The following is a 20378-nucleotide window of genomic DNA, read 5'->3' as shown; positions in this document are numbered from 1 at the left end:
AAAATTATTGATTTTACTGAATTTCCCATCGCCCAAAATAAGGTAAACTTGCTTTCTACTCATTCCTCTGGCTTGTTGAAAAAATCTCAAAACAGAAATATCCCTTCATTTTTTCCGCCTTTCAGTTAAATGAGGATATAAGCATAATAATCCGGCTTAAAACGGGACTTATTATAATTTATTAATCATCTCAATCCCAATATTTAACTAATAAGATCTATTGATATTTAAAATGTTTTCCCATATTTATGAAAACCTATTTTTCAATTATGAACCTGACTCAACGAGAACTTTCCAGAAGTTTAAAGTTTGATATATTTTTAAAAAAGATTATTTGGATTCCCTTGCTCGTTTTTTGCGTGCTAATGGGAATTACCTTCATCATATCTACTCAAATCAATTGGCAAGAATTTCGACACCTAAGAAGTGAGGTTGCCATTGGTAAAGGCACCATTGACAACATCTATAAAATCTATGATGATGAGGATGAAGTGACCGACTACGAATATGTATACACCTTTCATTCCCCATGGGGAGATAAACAATGGAGTTCATTCTCCAAAAAAGCCAAATACCAACTCCAAGAGGAAGTAGAAATCGAATATAGCCTGGAAAATCCAGATATTCATCGGATCAAAGGATTATCCAATACCCAATCCAACACTCCGGGTTTTGTGTTTTTCTGCATCCTACTAACGTTATGCTTCCTCGGCATAGTATATTATGTTTACGCCAGCATTCGGACAATCAAAATTGTGGAGCAAGGGCAGCTTACTATTGCTCACTTAGTCAAATTTTATGAGACCTCCATAACTGTAAATGACGAGCCTGTTTATCAATTTGAATTTTCTTTTCAAGATGAGCATCACAAAAAACATATTTACTATTTGAGACAAAGGGGAGAAAATTCCTATAGCAGGGAGTTAGAATATCCCATTTGTTATTTACCAGAATCTCCTAACAGAGCGATCATGCTTCACCAGCTTCCTGAAAGTGTGGTCAATGTATTTCAGCAGGAAGAAATCTCATCTAACTAACGATCTCCTGATATTGAAAAACCAAATCAAACGCCAGGGCTAAAAAATGCTCTACCTCCTTTTTCCCCAACAAAAGGGAGGGCGTTCTGACTTCCAGATATCGCTGGGTGGTGACCCAATCATAGGTTTGATTATCACAAACAATAGTTGACGGCATTTTAGTCAGAAAAGTCAGCCCTTTGGAGAACTGCATCGCAAATGTTGCCTCTTCCGCATACAGCGAATATATACCATCAAGTGCGGTGCCCTAACCCGAATTATTCACCGCTATATTTTTAACCAGAAGCAAGCGGCTTATTCTCAGTTCTTAAAAACTTATTTTCTTTGAATTATAATAGCCCAAATTTGCGAAAGCTTGCTTTCTCCTCATTCATCTGTTTCGTTGGAAAAAACTCGAAATAGGAAACTATTCCATCATTTTTTCCGCCTTACAGCTAAACGAGGATTTAAGCATGAATAATCCGGGCTAAGTATAATTTTTTCTAAAGACCAAACGGTTAAAGAAATCCACTGTTGGAATTGCTGGCCGCAAAATAAATTCAGGATCCTTTTCGGGAACCTCCATTCTCAGGCTGGTAAAAACTGCTCTTCCTCTCCCCCTGCTGCCAGGAGAAACGCCATCAAAAGCTAAAAAAAGAAACCGTTGCCCGTCTCTTTGAAAGGAAAATTCAAATCGATTCACCCGGCCATCTTCATAAAAAATGGCTTGCTTAATTTCGCCTTTAAATTTCCTTGCTAAAAATTTCCAATGCTTGGGCGTGTAATTGGTGTCTGCGGCTTTATAAGAAACACTCATGCTTTAAAAATTATCCAAATACTCCTGTAAACTCTTCTCTTTGGGAAGGTCCATCTTTTTTCGCAAACGATAACGCTTTACCTCTACTGATTTAGGGGTAATATTAAAAATGGGCGCCAACTCTTTGGTGCTTAAGTGCATTTTCAGGTAAGCACAAAGTTTTAAATCTTCGGCCGTCAACTGAGGATGCGCCTTTTTTAAATGGGTGAAAAAGTTGGCATGTTTTTGATTAAAGGCCGATTCGAATACCTGCCAATCCTTAACCTCATCCAAATTATTATCAATAATATCGTGCAGCTTAGTCAGCGCTTTTGTTTGGCCGATGTTCCCCTTATCCTTTAGTTTGTTTACTTCCTCACGGAGCTTTCCGATCAACTCCCGGTTTTTACCATGGCGGGCCATGATACGAGAAAGCTCCCGATTACTTTCCGAAACCTCTTCTTCCAGTTGCAAACGCTCCATTTCTTTTAAACGCCATTCATTCTCCTGCCTTTGTTGCTTCAAAAGCATTCGCTTACGCTGCAACATTTCCAAAGTAAGCTTGCGCATTCTTAGCTGATGCCATTTCCAGGCCAGGCCAATCAAGCTGATCAGGACCATCACATACAATAAGATCGACCATGAATTTTTATACCAGGGAGGTGAAATTTCAAAATCCGTTAAAGGAAAAACATCCCCTGAAGGATTCCTCAAAAGAAACTGATATTGCCCGGCAGGTAAGTTACCAAAAGTCAAATTCTCCTGACCACCTAAAAGCATCCACTCCTGATGATAACCCGATAGTTGGTATTCATAGGGAACTTCCTCTAAATAGTTAAAATCCGTGAAACGAAGATTTACGGAATTGTATGCATAAGGAATTTCATCTTGCTCAATATTTTCAAAAAATTCATCCGTCCGCTCATTCTTCCAGGAAATACCTCTCATTACCGGCGCATAGGCGGGAGTAGTCCTGTCATTTAATTGGGCAACATTCAAAATCTCAAATCCTTTTTCGATCGGGATAAAAAATAAGGCCGTCCCAAATGGAATCAGTTTCTCTTTACCAAAGATCTGAAGATCAGCCTGCCGTTCCACATGCTTGGGCAAGCTTACCCGCTGCCCTTTTTTCAAATCCCAGAGCACCAATTGCCCTCTTTGATTCAACAAATGAAAATCCCCATTGCGAGCTGAGATTTCCTGCACCCCCTGCAACTCTTCAGGCCCGGCGGAAATTCCGTCTTGATTGAATCGAAACACCGAATCTTTGCCAATAATCAAGGCCTCCCCGGCCCAAAAATCCAATTTTAAATTCCCTGAATTTTTCAGTTGCGCATCTACCCGCAAATCCTCTAATTCCAAAATTTTAACGCATTTTTCATCCAATCGAAATTGCCACAAATTTTTATTAGGTCCGGAAGCCAAATAGCTCCCATCCTCCAGCGGCAACAGATAATGAAGTACCTGATCAAAGCCGGGAATGAATCGAAGATGCTTCCAATCCCCCTCAGATTTCTGATAGACTTCCAATCCCCGATACCCTGTAGTGATCATTAAATCCTCTTTGTCCTGGGGCGCAATTAATTGATAAGCCCCGCCACGGGAGGAAATTTTCCTGGCAACTTTCCCCTGGAGTTGAAACACCCCATCATTATGCCCACAAAACAGCGTCCCATGAACAATGGAAAATTTCCAAACCTGCCCATCCGTTCCCGGAATTAATTCTAGCCGATGATCCGGATCCTCCAAGGCGCCGTCACTAACATAAACGCCCTGATTCGTCCCAATATAATAATGTCCATCAAAGGCTATTGCATCTTCAATAGCGCCCAACTGTACCAGGGGATCATGAAAAAAATAGAGCGGATCATCCAGGACTACCTGAGAAATACCATTTTCCGTCCCAACCCATAGGGCACCATTTTTATAAGCCAGGCCATGAATCCGATTATCCGACAGCCCATTCTGGGTATCTAAATGATGACGAATCCTACCATCCAAATGCGCGATCAGCACCCCTTGATTCATGGTGGCAAAAGCAAACCAACCCAATTGGGGTAAGGGAATGGCTTTATTGATTTGATATTTTTTCAGGAGTTCAGAAAGTTCATTTTCCAAAGGGCTTATTCCTTCCTGATCATATAAGAACAAGCCATGGCGCAAGGTCCCCAGCAATAGTTGGTCTTGCTCAAGTTCATAAATAAACTTCACCTTCCACTGCTTCAGCATTTGCTCTTCAAAAACCTGTCGCCCTCCTTCCAAATTCACTTTTACCAAAGCCCCATGAGACTCATGGTAATAAAGGTGATCGCGAACCCCATAAGCATAGGTGGTCAAATTTCCCGTCAGATTTTGTTGCCGGATACGCTTGCCATCATAAATGTAAAGCGCTTTGAAGGATTGAAAAACAATTTTCTCTGCTACCGGGATAATTTTCCAGATTTCATCCTGAAAATCGATCAGCTCAGTCAGATCATGATAAATCAAACCCTGATGTGTCTCTTCATAGTATCCCAGGATATCTTTTCCGCCGACATAAATCAAATTATTTACAGGCTTCACCGCCCGAAGCATTTCTTTCGTGGGAAAAAGCTCCCATCGTTTACTATCGTATTGCAACAGGCCTACAGAATTTGCAAAATAAATATAACCTGCCTCGGAAGTGGCTACATCCCAGTTCTGATTAGCAGCCCCATACGCAAGTTTATTAAAATTTTGCATGCGTGGGGATCGGGAAATTTCTACAGTTTCTGCACTCGCTTCAAAAATACAAGTGAAAAAAAGTAATGGAATAATAACTCCATACCATATAAATCCCTCACACCATTGCCACCTATTTATCATGCTACAAATATCCACAAGCCAACATAAATATAAAAATCAACACTATCCCAAAACCTCATTCAATTTACCCGATCCAGCATTTGCCAGAGGGAAACCTGCGCTAATAAGGCAAAAGCAAAAATCTACATTTTTTCTCTTTACTGAAAATTATGCGCTGAATTTTGTTGTGTTTTCACCACTACAAGCACCCCTACACATAAAATCAAATACTAACCAAAAGCCTGCTAAACAAGCTAATAACAGGAAACACAAGCATGAAGGGCTTTTGTAGGGGGACTAAAATATGGAAAGCATCCTTTTTACTCCATCTTTGTAAGGTCAGGAAAAACAGGCAAAGCATCCTATTTCGCTTTGCGGTCAGACATCATATTTACGACTAAACCCTTTATACATTTCTATATGAAAATCAATAAACTTAAATCGCTGATTGCTGGAACAGCATTGGCTGCGGGAGTGGGATTTTCCGCTACTGCACAATCCAGCCTAGCCCACACGGGTGACTGGAAATCTTATTCTAAAGATGCCACCATTGAAGCTAAGGTAGACTCCTTATTGGCTTTAATGACACTGGAAGAAAAAATTGGTCAGATGACGCAGTTCCCAGGTAAAACTGCGGTAACTGGCCCAGCCATTCAGGATGATTATAAAGAATATATGGAGAAGGGCCTGGTGGGCTCCATGTTCAACGTATTTGGTGCCAAGGGCCTTCGCCAGTTGCAGCAATATGCGGTTGAAAATTCCCGCTTGAATATTCCGGTACTTTTTGCTGCGGATATTATCCACGGATATAAAACCACCTTCCCTATTCCTTTGGCGGAATCCTGTTCCTGGGATTTGGAATTGATGGAGCGTTCTGCAAGAATTGCGGCCGAAGAAGGAACCGCTGCTGGTATCAGCTGGACTTTCGCGCCTATGATTGACACTTCCCGCGATCCACGTTGGGGCCGCGTAATGGAAGGAGCTGGTGAAGACGTTTACTTAGGAAAAAAAGTAGCAGAAGCACGAGTTAAAGGCTTCCAGGGTATCGAAAGCTGGGAAGATTTCGGAAAACCGAATACCATGCTGGCAACGGCAAAACACTTTGTGGCTTATGGTGCTGCTGAAGCTGGCCGTGATTATAATACGACTGATATGTCGGACAGAACTTTGCGCGAGACTTATTTCCCTCCATTCGAGGCAGCTATCGATGCTGGTGTAGCCACTTTCATGACTTCTTTTAATGAAATTGGTGGCGTACCTTGTACGGGTTCAAAATATTTGTACTCGGATGTTTTACGTGGTGAGTGGGATTTCCGCGGAACGGTAGTAACCGATTACACGGCGATTAATGAGATGGTGGACCATGGATTTGCAGAAGATTTGAAAGAAGCTGCACAAAAATCTTTGGATGCCGGAATCGATATGGACATGAACGGCGCTGCATTTATCAAGCACGTTGGCGCATTGATTGAAGAAGGTAAAATTACGGAAGATCACGTAAACCAGGCCGCTGCTCGTATTCTGGAATTGAAATTTATCCTGGGATTGTTTGAAGATCCTTATCGCTATATGGATGAGGAGCGCGAGGCCGCTACCATTGAAAAAGCGGAATACTTTGAAGAAGCAAGAAGAAACGCGCAGCGTTCAATTGTATTATTGAAAAACGAAAACAATACCTTGCCATTGGCTAAGAAAGAGAAGAAAAAAGTTGCTTTGATTGGGCCATTCGTAAAAGAGCGCATGTCTTTGAATGGTGACTGGGCGATTAAGGGAGACCGTAAAAAATCGGTAACTCTGGAAGAAGGTCTAATGGCTGCTTATAAAAAATCTAAAGTAGATTTCCTATACGCCCAAGGCGCTACGCTACCTCGTAAGATTGAAGCAGAAAATGCAAAAACAGCGGAAGAAATCCAGTCAAAAGTTGAAGAGGCACTTGCTGTAGCTCAGGATGCGGATGAAATTATCGTAGCAGCGGGTGAATTCTGGAAATGGACAGGTGAGGCGGCTTCACGTACGGATATCACCCTTCCAAAATCACAAAAAGCATTATTGCGTGCATTGAAAGAGTTGAATAAGCCTATCACTTTGGTCTTGATGGGTGGCCGTCCTTTGGATCTTTCCTGGGAAGAAGAAAATATGGATGCCATTTTGGAGACCTGGTATTTAGGTACTCAGGCGGGACATGCGATTGCTGATGTAATTTCCGGTGACTATAACCCATCAGGTAAAATTACTTTGACTTTCCCACGCAACGTTGGTCAAATTCCAATTTACTACAACCACAAGAACACCGGTCGTCCGGAAGATCCAGCAAAATGGGCAGATTACAAATCTACTTATTTAGATGTACCTAACACCCCACTTTATCCGTTCGGTTTTGGTTTGAGCTACGCATCTTTCGAGTACAAAAATTTGAACCTTTCTTCTGATGAATTCTCTAAAGGGGGCAATATCACAGCTTCTATTGAGGTGACCAATACCTCTAAAGTAGACGGTGAGGAAATCGTTCAGCTTTACATCCGTGACATCGCAGGTTCTGTGACCCGTCCGGTAAAAGAATTGAAAGGTTTTGAGAAAGTGATGATCAAGGCTGGTGAAACTAAAACAATCGAGTTCAGTATCGATGAATCAACTATCGAATTCTTAACGTTTAACAATGTGGTAGCACCTGAGGCAGGTAAATTCAATCTGTGGATTGGTACTAACTCAGCGGACATCAGCAATGCGGCTTCTTTCCGCTACGTAGAAAACGCGAACAATTAATAAGTGCCTGAAAAGGCAAGTATAATCCATAATCTCTTTATTTTGAATCCATCTCACGACTTTCAGTGGGATGGATTTTTTTTTGACTTTTTAGAAACTGCCCTTTCCTGGCAATTTCGAACCCTCAAGCCGAATGATGCAAACTTAAACCCTCAATTAGCAATATGATTAAATCCATGAGCCAATTTAAGTAAACTAAATCATCAGCTTCCTTTGAAAAAACTAAAAAAAGGAACGCTTATTTCAGTTTTCGGCTTTTAACTAAAACGAATAGGAACAGAGAGCATCTACCCTTCTCCTGTTCATTTTCTCCTAGGCAGGCCTTTTTCAAGAAGAAAAAGGCCAACATTTAAATCCAAGCTTATTTCCTCCAATCATTAAAGTCCTCTACCTGAGCCTTCACATAATCTGCATAACATGCTGCTTTATGCTTGAACCAATCTTCTTGCAAATCCGATGATAAGAAAGAAAATTTTTAAACTTCGCAAAAGGCCTTCTTCCCTCCAAAATATCCAACATTTTTCTTTGATTCACCCCATTTCGCCCCTCAACAAACGAAAGCATCACATCGTAACTCTCCCGGCTATCCATAGGCTCCAGCTCAAAAAAATCATCCGGGTTTTTCTCAAATTCTACGAAATCATAATTGCCTCTTAGTTCTTCCATCTCTTCTTCATCCCATGAATTATCAATTAGCTCCTGCGAAGGTAATCTAATCAATCGCCCATCTGCTCTATGCAAAAAGAGACGTTCAAAGCCCATCTCCAATTCCTGCCAAATACCATTTATCTGTGATGCTGTCAATTCCATATTTACCCAAATTTTGATTCACAAAAGTATACTATTGAAAATCATTTCAATTCTTTTCAATTTTATATAATAATAATCATTTTGTGGGAAAATTTCACCTTCCCCAACATGAAACAATTAAGCTATAATTTATTGCAAAAAGGAACCCATGGCGCTGATATCAATAAATATTTTGACTACGGCATCATGAGCCTAATTTTCATAAATATTGGTGCGCTCATCTTAGAGTCCATACCGGAATTTCAGCAGCAATACTCCCTGCTTTTTCAGGCCATCGAATATTTTTCCATCATCATCTTCACGTTGGAATATGTAATGAGAATTTACATTGCTGACATGACCCATCCTGCATCAAATAATTGGAAATCAGCATTCCTATTTATTTTTTCTTTCTATGGAATGGTGGACCTCCTTTCCATATTGCCTTTTTATCTGCCACTAATCATTCCTATTGATTCCGCCCCGTAAATAGTCGGACTTAAATTTTTTTTTACAATATTTGAAATCCGATGAAAAGAGTAACACGAACCAAGGAAGAGAAGCTAGCTATTCTAAAAGAATGCGAGGAAAGAGGAGTAGAAGAAACTCTAAGTAAGTATGGAGTTTATCCAGCCACCTATAAAAATTGGGTGAAAAAATATGAAACCATGGGAGAGGCAGGTTTCACTCGCGGGATGACTATACCTCAATTAAAGGAGATAAAGCGTCTTGAGAAAGAGAATGCTCTATTAAAGGAAATCATCGCTGAAAAGGAGCTTGAATCCAAAATGAAGGATGAGCTGCTAAAAAAGAAATATCCTCAGACGAAAGGGCGGAAATAGCACGAAAATACACTGGTCTGGGGCTAAAACGAGATAAAGCTATTTTGATTGCCCAAATAACAAAACACAAATACTATTACCAGCCTACTAAAGAACGTAAACATATAGGCAGAAAAGCCACTACTACAACCCAAAGGGGGCATTCGGTAGTGCCCAATGAGGATGTAATAGGGCAAATTAAGTGCTTAAAAGAAGATCCAATCACTGATTATGGTTATCGTATGATGACCAGTCAATTGAAGCTTGAAGGATATAATATTAATCATAAAAAGGTTTTCCGTTTGATGAAGGAAGCAGATTTACTGCAGGAAAAAAGAAAGGTTAGTGATAAAAATTACGTCAAATATCGCTGTGTATGCCCAGAACGCCCATTGCAGGTTTTAGAAATGGATATTAAAATGGTTTGGGTAACAGAGCATAGGCGTCATGCTTATATATTAAGTATTATTGATACATTTACAAGAGTAATTTTAGATTGGTCGGTTGGCTATCAAATGGATCAAAAAATGGTTATTAAAGCCTGGGAGAGGGTAATAGAGAACTATTTGCAACCAAATGACTTATTGAAACAGGATCTTCATGTTGAATTAAGGAATGATAATGGATCTCAGTTTAGCGCTAAAAGCGTTCAAGAATTTTTAAGGGAAAATAGTGTTCATCAAACCTTTACACATCCTTATACGCCTCAGGAGAATGGCCATATTGAAAGTTTTCATAGCATTCTTAAGAAGGGCTTGGGACAAGAGCCATTTTGGAACTTAGAGGAATTAAGAGAAAGGTTAGAAGTGTTTTATGAAAAATATAACAATGTTAGATTACATGGGTCAATAGCTCATCTTAGTCCCAATTTGTTTTGGAAAGCGTGGGAATATGATTTGATTGAACGCACAGTAATAAACGAGCGAAAGGTGAAATTTAGACTTACAGTACCCCATAGTCAACTTTCGGGGATTATGAGTCAGAGAGAAGTTCTTTGCTCAAATATGCCGACCCTAAATGGGGAGGGATATTTGAATGAGGATGTGAATGGGCCCAACACTCCAAATTCATTACAACCTTCGGTAAATTAATCGCCGTCGATCGTTCTTTGCTAACACAAACTTATAATGGAAAAATAGACCTCACAAGAGGCAAAATCAAAAAAGTCCGAAAATATGGGGGCTAAACCACTATTGATCTCCGGTTTTTGAGAATATTAAGACTATTTCGTTTTCTTCGGGTATTAAAATTAAACCGTTACACCCATTCTGTCGACTTAATTTTCCAGGTAATCTCCGAAAAAAAGAATGAGCTATACATGACCTGTTTTTTAACCATCATGATATTAGTGATTGCTTCTTTTTTGATGTTCTACGCCGAAGGACATCATCAGCCTGAGGCTTTCCCAAACATTCTGGCGGCATTCTGGTGGGCGGTAGCCACTTTAACAACCGTGGGTTACGGAGATGTTTATCCTATAACCGGCTTGGGAAAATTTATTAGTGGAATGATTGCCATCATTGGGATTGGCCTGGTAGCATTACCTACCGGACTCATCTCTGCGGGCTTTATGGAAAAAATCCATAAGGAAAAAAAACAAAATAAAACCGGTTCAAAACATACCTGTCCTCATTGCGGTAAAGATTTTCATGAACACTCCTAGGCTTGCTTCTCGTATTTAAGAAAAACATTAAGCCAGAATATGAAGAATTTATTAATGCTCCTTGGTCTGACCATTTTGTTGGGCTGTTCAAAATCTCCAGGGAAAAAAGACTACCTCGAAATCGCCAAATATCAGGAGCTTCGTGCCCATTATCCCGTCGGATTTTTAGCAAAAATATCACCTGATGAAATTTATGGAAGTGATCGGGCCTATAAGCTCACTCTTTATACCAAAGGAATGGAAAAAGGACACTATAGCAGGACATTTGAGGAAAATGGCTATTATGTAGAATTTTACCTCTTCGCTGATCAGGAGGGAACGATTAGCGGTGATTATATCCACTATTACCCCAACAAAAGATCATGGCCTGAGCCACTCCAATCCCGGAGTGTCCCGGACTATGCTATTGTTAAAGCACCTTACTTTTTTAGCAGCCGGATGTCTACCAATGATTCCATCCCCAAAGCCTTTGACTTGCAAAAATGGCAGCGTGAAAAACGCGTGCACACCTCCTCGGCGAAAATTTCCATCCGACAAAAGGCAGATTCCTCTTATTCCGCCCAAATTTTATGGATGGTGAATGAAAAAGTAGAACTGATGAATTTGGAATGTGAAAATATTAATTGGCAAGAGGTCATGCTTTAGAGGATGTTTAAAAGCCAAGGGAATTAAAATAAGAAATAATCCAAAATTGCCCCCGGTATTCCGATATTGCCTTCAAAAAATATGCTGAACACCGTGCAATAGCTTCCCTTCCCGGCAATGAATGCAGCCTATCCTAATGGGATAAAAGCGGATGAAAAAGGAGGCTTCAAGCTTTCCCGGATCAGAAATGCTCATGAACCATTTAAGCTAAAAATCATCCGCTTTTGGGCATTTAATTTAAAAGAATGAATAAGCCACCTTAAAGTGATACCGCCTGCTCCACCACCAGTTCAACCTCTTCAGGCAAAATATTATTCAGGACTTCCAGGAAAAAATCCACAGACCGGCCATCTCCCTCCATTCCTTCCAGGATCCACTCTTCGGACATATTATTCACCTTCCGGCTCACACGTGTGAAAGTAGGCATCCCTTTTTTGTTCCAATTTTTATTTACCCTGGAAAAACGTCCCTGATCTAAACACTCTGCCAAGTGGGCTAATTGTTCTGCATCCAATTGTAACCACCAATGAAAACGATACCACCTTCTAATTGAAAAGGGTACCACTTCACCAATCTAATTCGAAATTGAATTAGATTACAAAATGGTATCTATGAACACGAAACAAGAAATCCTGTTAAGGAAATACAGGGACCATCAAAGCCAGCGCACTATTGTAAAGGAATTGAAGGTTGGTAGAAGGACCGTAAGAAAATACCTTCAGGAATTTGAAGAGTTACGGCCTCAACACAATGATTTTCAAAGTGCCCTGAGAGCGAGTTTGGCAATACATCCAAAGTATGACTCCTCCAATCGAACTAATTCGAAGCTGACAGATAAGGTCATCGCAAGAATTGAATCGCTGTTGGAAGAAAATGATCGCCGACAAGGTTTGGGGTTAAAGAAGCAGCTTTTAAAGGCGGTTGATATTCATGAATGCCTGGAGGCTGAGGGCTATTCCATTAGCTATTCAAGTGTATGTGCATACTTGCATAAGAAAAAGGCAAATAGAAGGAATGAGGCATATATCCGACAGCAAATTGCAGCTGGAAGCATGACGGAGTTTGATTGGGGAGAGATAAAATTAGAAATAGATGGAAAGCTGCGTGTAATACAGATGGCAGTCTTCACTTCTGGCTATAGTAATCATCGATTCGCCTGCCTGTTTAACCGGCAGGATAGTATTGCATTTCAGGAGGCTCATGTCCGTTATTTTGCGAATGTAGAAGGTGTTTATCGTGAAGTGGTTTACGATAATATGCGTGTAGCAGTTAAGTCATTCATCAGCAAAACAGAGAAGGAACCCACCGAAGCACTCATTAATTTAAAAGCTCATTATGGTTTCAGTCATCGATTTTGTAATGTTCGAAAGGGGAATGAAAAAGGAAAAGTAGAACGAAGTGTAGAGTATGTTCGCCGGAAATCATTTGCGGGAAAAATATCTTTTAATTCACTGGAAGAGGCTAATGATTACCTTCAGGTAGAATTAGATAAAATTAATAATAGAAGACTAACGGGGAAAGAAGAATCAGCCAAAGAGTTATTGGAATTGGAACGAGATTACCTACTTGATCACTCCGGTGGATTTCACTGTTTTGAACGAGAAGAGGTACGTGTAGATAAGTATGCCACCGTGTGCTACAAGACAAACAGATATTCTGTCCCAGATCATCTTGTAGGTAAATTTATTACGCTTGAAGTTACTTCAAACATGATTAAGGCTTTCTACCAAGAGGAGTTGGTCGCGAGTCATTCTCGGGTATTTGGCACCCATCAGTGGGCAATATCACTCCATCATTACCTACCCACATTGGCAATGAAACCCGGAGCGTTAGCAAAAAGTGTGGCATTGGATTCAGACCCATTTTTAAAGGGTCTTTTTGATGATCATTTTAGTACTAATCCAAGATCATTTATCGAGATGCTGGCCTTTTGCCAGAAAGAAGGAATTGACCGTCAACGGCTGGTTTTATGTGTGGATCAAATAAAGCGGAAGCAACCGACGGTGTCCATTACCTGGGAATTAATCAGAGTTTTACTAAGCAATAAGGAAAAAGAAACTCCGGTGATTAATATTAATTCGACCATTCTGCATCATGCTCAACAAACCATATCACAGGCCTCTAAATTACTGAAGGGATGAGAAAGTCAGATAAAGAACGAATCATTGAACTCAGCAGGGAATTGAGGCTTCCGGCACTGAGGAATAATTTTACCACATTAGCTGCCGAAGCAGCCGAAAACAATCTGGACTATGAGGACTACCTGTTAGCTATTTTAGAAAAAGAGTTCATCAATAGAAATGAAAATAGAAAGAAAAATATTATCCGAAGAGCGGGTTTTCCTTCAAAGAGCTATCTTTCGCTGTTGGAACGTACTTTTCTTCCCAAGGCGGCACAAAAAAAGCTCCCGGTTCTTGAACGACTGGAATTTATCGACCAGGGACAAAATATCATCATGGCAGGCAATCCAGGGACAGGTAAAACGCATATCGCTATTGGGCTGGGACTGAAAGCTTGTGAAATGGGCTATTCCGTTTATTTCACCACCATCCATGCTTTACTAACCCTCCTACGGGAATCGCACTCTCAGAAGGCGCTAAGGCAGATCGAAGTCAGATTTGAGAAATACGATTTGGTAATTTGCGATGAAGTAGGCTATGTCTCCTTTGATAAGGCCGGAGCGGAACTCTTATTCAATCATTTATCCCTCAGGGCTGGCAGGAAATCAACGATCATCACCACCAATCTGGACTTTGAGAGATGGCATGAAATATTCCTTGACCCGGTCTTAACAGCAGCCCTGATTGACCGGTTGACTCACAAAGCTCATTTGATCAATATGGATGGGGAGTCTTATCGATTAAGAGAGACAATGAATCTTACACAACAGGCATAATTTATTGAAAACAACCATGGGCTTTTAGCCTATTTATTTTACTTTTAATGGTACCCTTTTCGGTTGGAAGGGTGGTACCCATTTGGTTGGAGATTACATCCAATTGTAAAATTTTTGTTTTGCCCTTGAAACGATACACCAATTCTGATCCATTAATTTGAATCCAGGTAGCGTAATCTACTACTTCATATCTTGGTGGGATTTGTCGGATATTTTCTATGGTCACCATCGAAAATTCCTGGGCTTTTAAAGGAGAGAGCGCAAAAAAAATGCCGATCAATCCTAATCCGATTGCCCGGTAATGCTGTAAAATTTTATGCATTGTAAGTAGGTTGGTTGATAATCTTTGAATCAATATTCAACTATTGATTGATAATAAGTTGGTTATAATTTAGGTATTTATTCCTAAAAAATAAATTATCATATCAACCACACTTCGAAAAATGCAACAACAGGCCCATGGAATTTTCTCAAAATGACTCCGTTTAGCTTTAAACCCACATACCGAGGACCAAAAAAAATAATAAATTTAGTTCGAAAACACATAGGCGAGCGCAAATTACCCCAATGATGTCAGGCCGATTCACAGGGCCTCATGGCTAATTACTCTGAAGGATAATGCGCTCTTTTTTTATATTAACATCGAGCCACCCATATATTACTCCATGTAGAGGGAAAGAAAATTCAACCCCCATACTACCCTATCGATAATTACGCCTTCAAATAAATACTTTGATTTTGAATAGGCCAAAGAGAGAGCCGCTGGAAAGTGCATCTGTTCTTTCAAAAATTCAACCACCCTATAACCAAATTTTAGACAGACGATTTGGTTGAATCCTATTTTGCTCCTAATGAATATACCCAAGCTGAAAAAGCGACTTGTTTTCCAATCCAATAAGAGCATGTTCAAAAGCCCAGTTTCGTAACGAAAATTTGAATTATTGCAGAAGCGATACCCGATTAATTTAAGAGAATAGCAGCGCTTTTGATGAGAAATTATCCAAAATCGCTTCCAATAATTCGATTTTGCAGTCGGACGATGTGCTTTTAAACATGCTCAAAACTGTAACGCCTCCGTTTAACTCACCAAATCCAGTGGGAAATTATTCGGGTGAGGCATGCATCATCCGTCTAAACTATTCCACCACTTTCACTCCCTTATAAAAAGCCACATGATCTCTAATTTCTTCCGCCGCGGGTTTCGGATGTTCATAATACCAGGCCGCATCGGTATTGACCTCTCCTTCCACTTCCACATGATAATAGGAGGCCTGCCCCTTCCATGGACAGCTGGTATGCGTGCCCGATGGTTTTAAAAATTGCTGTACCACACTTTCGGCAGGAAAATAATGATTACCCTCTACCAGCTTGGTCTCGTTACTTTCTGCAATGATTTGATTTTTCCAAATGGCTTTCATAAAGTTTTTATTTTTGCCAACGGCCTGAATGTTCAAAAGTTTAGATCGAAAAAATCCTTTCAAAGTGGAATATTTGTTTGGATAATCCACAATGTAGACGCTCGGATTTCCCAAAAAAACCTATATTTGCAGACTATATTATAATTGAATTTTTAAAAGACAATGGCGAAGAATTTTGTTGAAGAAGTAAGCTGGAGAGGCATGCTTCACGATGTAATGCCCGGAACGGAAGAACAACTGAATAAAGAGTTGACTGCCGGTTATTTAGGCATTGATCCTACAGCAGACTCCCTGCATATCGGTCACCTTGTTGGGGTGATGTTATTGAAACATTTTCAGGAAGCAGGCCACAAACCATATGCTTTGGTAGGTGGTGCGACTGGTATGATCGGTGACCCTTCAGGAAAGTCGGAAGAAAGAAATCTTTTGACGGAAGAAATTCTTCAGCATAATGTGAACAGCATCAAAAATCAGCTGGCCAAATTTTTGGACTTTGATTCTGATACTGACAATGCAGCAGTTTTAGTGAACAACTATGACTGGATGAAGAATTTCAGCTTTTTGGATTTCGCCCGTGATATTGGAAAGCATATTACGGTGAACTATATGATGTCCAAAGATTCTGTAAAGAAAAGACTCACTGGTGAAGCGAGAGACGGCATGTCTTTCACCGAGTTCACCTATCAGCTTTTGCAGGGATATGATTTCCTTCATTTATATAATCACGAAAATGTGAAGCTGCAAATGGGAGGATCTGATCAGTGGGGAAATATCACCACCGGTACAGAGTTAATTCGCCGTAAAGCGCAGGGAGAAGCATTTGCGATTACTTGTCCATTATTGCTAAAATCTGACGGGACCAAATTCGGGAAAACCGAAGGCGGTGCAGTTTGGCTGGATCCGAAGCGTACTTCGCCATACGCTTTCTATCAGTTCTGGCTAAATGTTGCCGATGATGATGCTAAGAAAAACATCAAAATTTTCACGACTCTGGATAAAGCAACCATTGATGAGCTAATCGCTCAACATGAAGAGGCTCCACACACCAGAGTTTTGCAGAAACGTTTGGCAGAGGAAGTAACCCGTATGGTTCATGGACAGGAAGAACTGGACATGGCGATTAAGGCTACTGGAATTTTGTTCGGAAAATCTACCACTGAGGACTTGGCTTCCTTGAATGAAGATACTTTGTTGGCTGTTTTCGAGGGCGTTCCCCAAGCGGAGATTTCCAAGGCGGATTTCGAAGCAATTGAAAATTATACTGATTTGGTATCCTACGAAGGCTTAGTATTCCCATCAAAGGGGGAAGCCCGGAAGATGATCAAAGGCGGTGGAGTATCGATCAACAAGAATAAAATTGCTGATCCTAACGGCGCAGTGGAAGTTAGTTTATTGCAGGACAAATATTTGTTGATGCAAAGAGGAAAGAAAAACTACTACCTGTTGAAGGTGAACGCATAAAATATTGAAATTTCCTCCGAAGGAAATAATCAAAAAACCACGGCTCCGAAAGTCGTGGTTTTTTTATGGCTGTGGAAAATAGTCTACAATTTGCAGCTTGCAGTTTTTGGCAACCTATATTCTGAGATATAAATATCCATCACTACCTCACGGGTGGAAATAGAGGTTATAGACCATTCAGAACCTGTATAGGGATAGCCCGAAAACTCCGCTAAAAATGTTGGCCTCCAGACGACTACTCCATCCCCCTCAATAAAGCACCTCGCTTTCCCAAATAATAATAAGCCCTCTGAAAGACCGACAAATCAAGAAGATAGTCCTCGAGAAAAATCATCACCCAAGGCCCTAAATTTTCCCCTAACGAAATCTCCCCCGGCTTTTCTTCATTTAATTCCCCATTAATCGTTCTCCGTAATGTGCTCCGATCAGGGCCAGAAAAAAGGCTATTCCTCCTCCGACAAGAAGCTTGCTCAAACTAAAATAAATAAAAGAATAAGGCGTAAAAACGGATACTATCAGCATCAAGGCCACCGCCAGAAAAGCGCCCACTGCGGGTTCTAAAATCCGGACTCCCGGAGAAATAATCCCAATAATAAAACCTCCGCATAAATAACTGATCAAATTCAGTCCACCCTGAAGCTGGTACCTTAAACTGACCGAAACAATTCTACCTGCTAACATTTCAGCCAAATATTTCCCAAAAAATAACTCCACCGCTACAAAAATAACGAAACTCAAAACCACCCACCGCTTTGAAAAAACACCCTGATTAAATGCCATATCTTTTTAATAATAATTTCCCGCTCCTAAAAATATCTCCCGCTCTCCATTATATTTACATCAGGTGAATTCATTTGAAATCCCCTGCAGATCCATTAGCGGATTGCAGAGATAAATGTCTGCCCAGATTTTTATAATTCTGACCGCTGTATTTAACGGAAGCTTGGTATAAAACTTAATTTCCCAAAAATATTCAAAAAAGAATAAAACTAAACATAACCAGTCTATAAACACCCACATGACTCCATTTATTCAAAACAGCTTAATGAAATCCTTACTTTTTATTATATTTTGGTCCTTCCCCCTTATTTCAATGGGACAAAATCCCTCAAATAAAGATTACGAAAATCCCGAAAAGCTTGCACTGGCCTTACTGGAAACCATCTCCGGAAAAAAGGGCGAACCACGGGATTGGGAAAGATTTCAAAATTTATTCACACCAGATGCCCAACTTCATGCCATTAGGCTAAAAGGCGACAGCATAATTCATCAATCATTTTCAGTGGAGGAATTCATTGAACGGACCAAACCTTTTTATAGCGCTAATGGCTTTCGAGAATACGCCTTTGAAACGGAGGTAAAATCTTTCGGGCATATCGCGCAGGTTTTTCAGCCCTACGGTGCTTCTGTAGAGGGAAAAGGAGAAATTGCCCGCGGAGTCAATGTATATGAAATGGTTTTCAAGAAGGGGCGTTGGTGGATTTCTTACCTTAATTATGAAGCTGAATCTGAAAAGGTAAGGTTGAACATTAAAAAATAGGCGCCAAAATAAATCCCCTTCAATAAGCACCATTGAAGGGGATCTATGCTATTTATTATTATTTGGCCGAACTTGCTTTCCCCTCATTCCTCTACCTGGATGTTAAAAATCAAATGGTAGGACTAATCTTCAAATATCCCAGCCTTGCCGCTCAATAAAAATTTAATCCGGCAATATCCGACTTAATGACTAACGCTGTTGGAAAAAACATTAATAATGATTACCCCTGCGATAATAAAGCCGATTCCAATAATGGAGGCTAAATCCAATTGCTGACCCAACCAAAAATACCCAATGATGGCCAAAAGTACAATCCCAGCCCCGGACCAAATAGCATAGGCGACACTGACATTAATTTCTTTCAAAGTCATTGACAGGAAATAAAAAGCAACGCCATACCCTACTGCGGTGATGATAGAAGGCAGGGGTTTTGTAAATCCTTCACTTGCATTCATGGCACTGGTTCCGATCACCTCGGAAATAATTGATATCGTTAAAAATATCCACCGCATAATGAGCAATTCTTTTGTTAGAGCTGCAATTTGATAAAATCATCCCGAACAACTGCAACCATACCAAATGATTATCAACTTTTTTAAGCAAAATAGCAAAACCTGAAGGGTTCACTACTTAATTCATTAAACCATCCTAGCCCCCTGAATTTCATAATAAATGAAATTAGATAATTTTTAATTATCCCCATTTTGGCTAAGCTTGGAGCTCAATCTCTCCGATCAACCCCATAAACAGTATTCGTTATCTCTAAAATTAAGTGTAAATAAAAAAAAGCCGGAAATTCCGGCCTTTTATACTTTATTATAAATTACATTTATTGCGCATCCCGCACATTCTTCTGAACGGCAATAGAAGCGAACATCACCAGGGTATAGGACATTCCATAAAAGCCTTTCTCACTCAGCTCCAAGTCGGCATTAAACAAGCCCACTACTAAAAGGGCTATCGCACTTATCAACGCAAACCAGCAAATTCCAAAGTACATATCGGTAACTGCAATTCCCTCCAATCGGTCTCTTACACTTTTTTGAAGCGAAACCGAAGCAAACAGCCCATAAAGCAAAACGGTGAGATAGTAACCTTTTTCGTTTAATTGCATTTCGGCATTATAAAGCCCAATAAGAAAGGCAATAAATCCCACACCCAGAGCAATCCAGCCAGCCGCTATAAAAACTTTTGAAGGTGCATTAACACTAGTTCCGTGATTAACCACTGTATTTGAATCTTTTTTTTCTTCTATATCTAACATAATGATAAAAATAATTACAAAAATTTTAAGATATGGAATTCTGTGTAGAATTTTTAGTTATTACTGGATGATAAAGTAATTTCATACATATCATGCTATTAATTTTCACAATTAGCAGGAAACATCACACCCAATTGATAGTGCAAAAAACAAAAAAACCTGCTTTTTAGCAGGCAAATGGTTTTTATCTCACAATTCCTATCTTAGCGGGTCCCCTTTTTAACTGGATTCGATTGGTAATCCGGTGCATTGTCAATCGAATCGAAAAATGGAGCAATATCTACTTTTGTTTCTTCTTGTGGAATATCTTCCACCTGTTCAACCTCTAAATCGTCATTTTCATTTACAACCGGCAACACCTCTTCATAATGGCATGCACTTAAAATAAGTAGACTAGATAAAATAAAAGTGTTAAAAAAAATCTTCATATGATTATAATTAAGAAAGAATACTCAAAAGTAAATGAAATTTATAATTTATGAA

Annotated in this window: 23 protein-coding genes; 12 read left to right on the top strand and 11 right to left on the bottom strand. The window is 39.9% G+C overall.

The window, feature by feature from the left end; translation table 11 throughout:
• Positions 1-365: 365 nt before the first annotated feature.
• Positions 366-1037, top strand: a complete 672-nt coding sequence (locus NG22_RS05745; protein WP_216597598.1) for a hypothetical protein — start codon at positions 366-368, stop codon at positions 1035-1037.
• Here the strand turns inward: NG22_RS05745 and NG22_RS05740 are convergent.
• From NG22_RS05740 to NG22_RS05730, 3 genes are all read right to left on the bottom strand, one after another.
• Positions 1030-1230, bottom strand: a complete 201-nt coding sequence (locus tag NG22_RS05740; RefSeq protein WP_053404840.1) for a hypothetical protein — start codon at positions 1228-1230, stop codon at positions 1030-1032. The genes NG22_RS05745 and NG22_RS05740 overlap by 8 nt on opposite strands.
• 273 nt (positions 1231-1503) lie before the next feature.
• Positions 1504-1833 carry a hypothetical protein gene (locus tag NG22_RS05735; protein WP_053404839.1) on the bottom strand — a complete coding sequence of 110 codons (330 nt, stop codon included), beginning with the start codon at positions 1831-1833 and terminating at the stop codon, positions 1504-1506.
• A 3-nt stretch (positions 1834-1836) separates the two neighbouring features.
• On the bottom strand, positions 1837-4533 hold the full coding sequence (locus NG22_RS05730; RefSeq protein WP_053404838.1) for a triple tyrosine motif-containing protein: 2697 nt from the start codon (positions 4531-4533) through the stop codon (positions 1837-1839).
• On the opposite strand from NG22_RS05730, the gene NG22_RS17925 reads away from it, so the two are divergent.
• Positions 4532-4927, top strand: a complete 396-nt coding sequence (locus NG22_RS17925) for a hypothetical protein (RefSeq protein WP_053404837.1) — start codon at positions 4532-4534, stop codon at positions 4925-4927. The genes NG22_RS05730 and NG22_RS17925 overlap by 2 nt on opposite strands.
• Before the next feature lie 128 nt (positions 4928-5055).
• A complete protein-coding gene (gene bglX, locus NG22_RS05720) occupies positions 5056-7398 on the top strand; it encodes a beta-glucosidase BglX (RefSeq protein WP_216597597.1) in 2343 nt (780 codons plus the stop codon).
• 399 nt (positions 7399-7797) lie between these two features.
• On the opposite strand, the gene NG22_RS05715 is transcribed toward bglX, so the two are convergent.
• Complete coding sequence (locus NG22_RS05715) at positions 7798-8208, bottom strand: UPF0158 family protein (RefSeq protein WP_053404836.1); 411 nt, start codon at positions 8206-8208, stop codon at positions 7798-7800.
• A gap of 108 nt (positions 8209-8316) precedes the next feature.
• On the opposite strand from NG22_RS05715, the gene NG22_RS05710 reads away from it, so the two are divergent.
• The 5 genes from NG22_RS05710 (at position 8317) to NG22_RS05690 (ending at position 11316) form a co-directional block, all read left to right on the top strand.
• Entirely contained in the window at positions 8317-8676 is a 360-nt protein-coding gene (locus NG22_RS05710) for an ion transporter (RefSeq protein ID WP_053404835.1), read from the top strand.
• 41 nt (positions 8677-8717) lie between these two features.
• Positions 8718-9029, top strand: a complete 312-nt coding sequence (locus NG22_RS05705; RefSeq protein ID WP_053404356.1) for a transposase — start codon at positions 8718-8720, stop codon at positions 9027-9029.
• Positions 9002-10099: an IS3 family transposase gene (locus tag NG22_RS05700; protein WP_157600836.1), complete on the top strand. Its 1098-nt coding sequence runs from the start codon at positions 9002-9004 to the stop codon at positions 10097-10099. The genes NG22_RS05705 and NG22_RS05700 overlap by 28 nt, the downstream gene beginning before the upstream one ends.
• A gap of 116 nt (positions 10100-10215) precedes the next feature.
• Positions 10216-10671, top strand: a complete 456-nt coding sequence (locus NG22_RS05695) for a potassium channel family protein (protein WP_072159042.1) — start codon at positions 10216-10218, stop codon at positions 10669-10671.
• 39 nt (positions 10672-10710) lie between these two features.
• Positions 10711-11316 carry a hypothetical protein gene (locus NG22_RS05690; protein ID WP_053404833.1) on the top strand — a complete coding sequence of 202 codons (606 nt, stop codon included), beginning with the start codon at positions 10711-10713 and terminating at the stop codon, positions 11314-11316.
• Between the two features lie 259 nt (positions 11317-11575).
• Here the strand turns inward: NG22_RS05690 and NG22_RS05685 are convergent, their stop codons facing one another.
• Positions 11576-11743, bottom strand: coding sequence for a hypothetical protein (locus tag NG22_RS05685; protein WP_157600876.1), 168 nt, complete (start codon positions 11741-11743; stop codon positions 11576-11578).
• 184 nt (positions 11744-11927) lie between these two features.
• Between NG22_RS05685 and istA the strand changes: the two genes are divergently transcribed.
• Positions 11928-13457, top strand: coding sequence for an IS21 family transposase (gene istA / locus NG22_RS05680; protein ID WP_172674333.1), 1530 nt, complete (start codon positions 11928-11930; stop codon positions 13455-13457).
• Positions 13454-14212, top strand: a complete 759-nt coding sequence (gene istB, locus NG22_RS05675; RefSeq protein WP_172674332.1) for an IS21-like element helper ATPase IstB — start codon at positions 13454-13456, stop codon at positions 14210-14212. Before istA ends, istB begins: the two co-directional genes overlap by 4 nt.
• Position 14213: 1 nt before the next feature.
• Here istB and NG22_RS05670 read toward each other — a convergent pair whose 3' ends face one another.
• The gene (locus tag NG22_RS05670) at positions 14214-14534 is read right to left on the bottom strand and encodes a hypothetical protein (protein ID WP_053404829.1); all 321 of its coding nucleotides are present in this window, start codon (positions 14532-14534) and stop codon (positions 14214-14216) included.
• A gap of 814 nt (positions 14535-15348) precedes the next feature.
• On the bottom strand, positions 15349-15630 hold the full coding sequence (locus NG22_RS05660) for a DUF427 domain-containing protein (RefSeq protein WP_053406891.1): 282 nt from the start codon (positions 15628-15630) through the stop codon (positions 15349-15351).
• 162 nt (positions 15631-15792) lie between these two features.
• Between NG22_RS05660 and tyrS the strand changes: the two genes are divergently transcribed.
• Positions 15793-17091, top strand: a complete 1299-nt coding sequence (tyrS, locus tag NG22_RS05655) for a tyrosine--tRNA ligase (RefSeq protein WP_053404827.1) — start codon at positions 15793-15795, stop codon at positions 17089-17091.
• A 387-nt stretch (positions 17092-17478) separates the two neighbouring features.
• On the opposite strand, the gene NG22_RS05650 is transcribed toward tyrS, so the two are convergent.
• Positions 17479-17871: a hypothetical protein gene (locus tag NG22_RS05650; RefSeq protein ID WP_053404826.1), complete on the bottom strand. Its 393-nt coding sequence runs from the start codon at positions 17869-17871 to the stop codon at positions 17479-17481.
• A gap of 313 nt (positions 17872-18184) precedes the next feature.
• Between NG22_RS05650 and NG22_RS05645 the strand changes: the two genes are divergently transcribed.
• Complete coding sequence (locus tag NG22_RS05645) at positions 18185-18631, top strand: hypothetical protein (protein ID WP_053404825.1); 447 nt, start codon at positions 18185-18187, stop codon at positions 18629-18631.
• A 182-nt stretch (positions 18632-18813) separates the two neighbouring features.
• Here NG22_RS05645 and NG22_RS05640 read toward each other — a convergent pair whose 3' ends face one another.
• The 3 genes from NG22_RS05640 to NG22_RS05630 all read right to left on the bottom strand — a co-directional run bounded on the left by NG22_RS05640 (position 18814) and on the right by NG22_RS05630 (position 20323).
• Positions 18814-19146, bottom strand: coding sequence for a multidrug efflux SMR transporter (locus tag NG22_RS05640; protein WP_172674400.1), 333 nt, complete (start codon positions 19144-19146; stop codon positions 18814-18816).
• 314 nt (positions 19147-19460) lie between these two features.
• Entirely contained in the window at positions 19461-19895 is a 435-nt protein-coding gene (gene yiaA, locus NG22_RS05635; RefSeq protein ID WP_053404823.1) for an inner membrane protein YiaA, read from the bottom strand.
• Between the two features lie 203 nt (positions 19896-20098).
• Positions 20099-20323 carry a hypothetical protein gene (locus tag NG22_RS05630; protein ID WP_053404822.1) on the bottom strand — a complete coding sequence of 75 codons (225 nt, stop codon included), beginning with the start codon at positions 20321-20323 and terminating at the stop codon, positions 20099-20101.
• Between the last annotated feature and the right edge of the window lie 55 nt (positions 20324-20378).

This window comes from Persicobacter sp. CCB-QB2 (assembly GCF_001274635.1).
Taxonomy (GTDB): Bacteria; Bacteroidota; Bacteroidia; order Cytophagales; family Cyclobacteriaceae; genus Persicobacter; species Persicobacter diffluens.
This window is presented reverse-complemented; position numbering and strand designations above follow the sequence as displayed.

Excerpts from the sequence above, each read along its gene's own strand:
- NG22_RS05735 (WP_053404839.1), bottom strand. The coding sequence starts at position 1,833 with ATGAGTGTTTCTTATAAAGCCGCAGACACCAATTACACGCCCAAGCAT.
- NG22_RS05645 (WP_053404825.1), top strand. The coding sequence starts at position 18,185 with ATGGGACAAAATCCCTCAAATAAAGATTACGAAAATCCCGAAAAGCTT.
- NG22_RS05705 (WP_053404356.1), top strand. The coding sequence starts at position 8,718 with ATGAAAAGAGTAACACGAACCAAGGAAGAGAAGCTAGCTATTCTAAAA.
- bglX (WP_216597597.1), top strand. The coding sequence starts at position 5,056 with ATGAAAATCAATAAACTTAAATCGCTGATTGCTGGAACAGCATTGGCT.
- NG22_RS05685 (WP_157600876.1), bottom strand. The coding sequence starts at position 11,743 with ATGCCTACTTTCACACGTGTGAGCCGGAAGGTGAATAATATGTCCGAA.
- NG22_RS05730 (WP_053404838.1), bottom strand. The coding sequence starts at position 4,533 with ATGCAAAATTTTAATAAACTTGCGTATGGGGCTGCTAATCAGAACTGG.
- NG22_RS05660 (WP_053406891.1), bottom strand. The coding sequence starts at position 15,630 with ATGAAAGCCATTTGGAAAAATCAAATCATTGCAGAAAGTAACGAGACC.
- istB (WP_172674332.1), top strand. The coding sequence starts at position 13,454 with ATGAGAAAGTCAGATAAAGAACGAATCATTGAACTCAGCAGGGAATTG.
- tyrS (WP_053404827.1), top strand. The coding sequence starts at position 15,793 with ATGGCGAAGAATTTTGTTGAAGAAGTAAGCTGGAGAGGCATGCTTCAC.
- NG22_RS05745 (WP_216597598.1), top strand. The coding sequence starts at position 366 with ATGGGAATTACCTTCATCATATCTACTCAAATCAATTGGCAAGAATTT.
- NG22_RS05650 (WP_053404826.1), bottom strand. The coding sequence starts at position 17,871 with ATGGCATTTAATCAGGGTGTTTTTTCAAAGCGGTGGGTGGTTTTGAGT.
- NG22_RS05690 (WP_053404833.1), top strand. The coding sequence starts at position 10,711 with ATGAAGAATTTATTAATGCTCCTTGGTCTGACCATTTTGTTGGGCTGT.
- NG22_RS05670 (WP_053404829.1), bottom strand. The coding sequence starts at position 14,534 with ATGCATAAAATTTTACAGCATTACCGGGCAATCGGATTAGGATTGATC.
- istA (WP_172674333.1), top strand. The coding sequence starts at position 11,928 with ATGAACACGAAACAAGAAATCCTGTTAAGGAAATACAGGGACCATCAA.
- NG22_RS17925 (WP_053404837.1), top strand. The coding sequence starts at position 4,532 with ATGCGTGGGGATCGGGAAATTTCTACAGTTTCTGCACTCGCTTCAAAA.
- NG22_RS05710 (WP_053404835.1), top strand. The coding sequence starts at position 8,317 with ATGAAACAATTAAGCTATAATTTATTGCAAAAAGGAACCCATGGCGCT.
- yiaA (WP_053404823.1), bottom strand. The coding sequence starts at position 19,895 with ATGTTAGATATAGAAGAAAAAAAAGATTCAAATACAGTGGTTAATCAC.
- NG22_RS05740 (WP_053404840.1), bottom strand. The coding sequence starts at position 1,230 with ATGCAGTTCTCCAAAGGGCTGACTTTTCTGACTAAAATGCCGTCAACT.
- NG22_RS05715 (WP_053404836.1), bottom strand. The coding sequence starts at position 8,208 with ATGGAATTGACAGCATCACAGATAAATGGTATTTGGCAGGAATTGGAG.
- NG22_RS05630 (WP_053404822.1), bottom strand. The coding sequence starts at position 20,323 with ATGAAGATTTTTTTTAACACTTTTATTTTATCTAGTCTACTTATTTTA.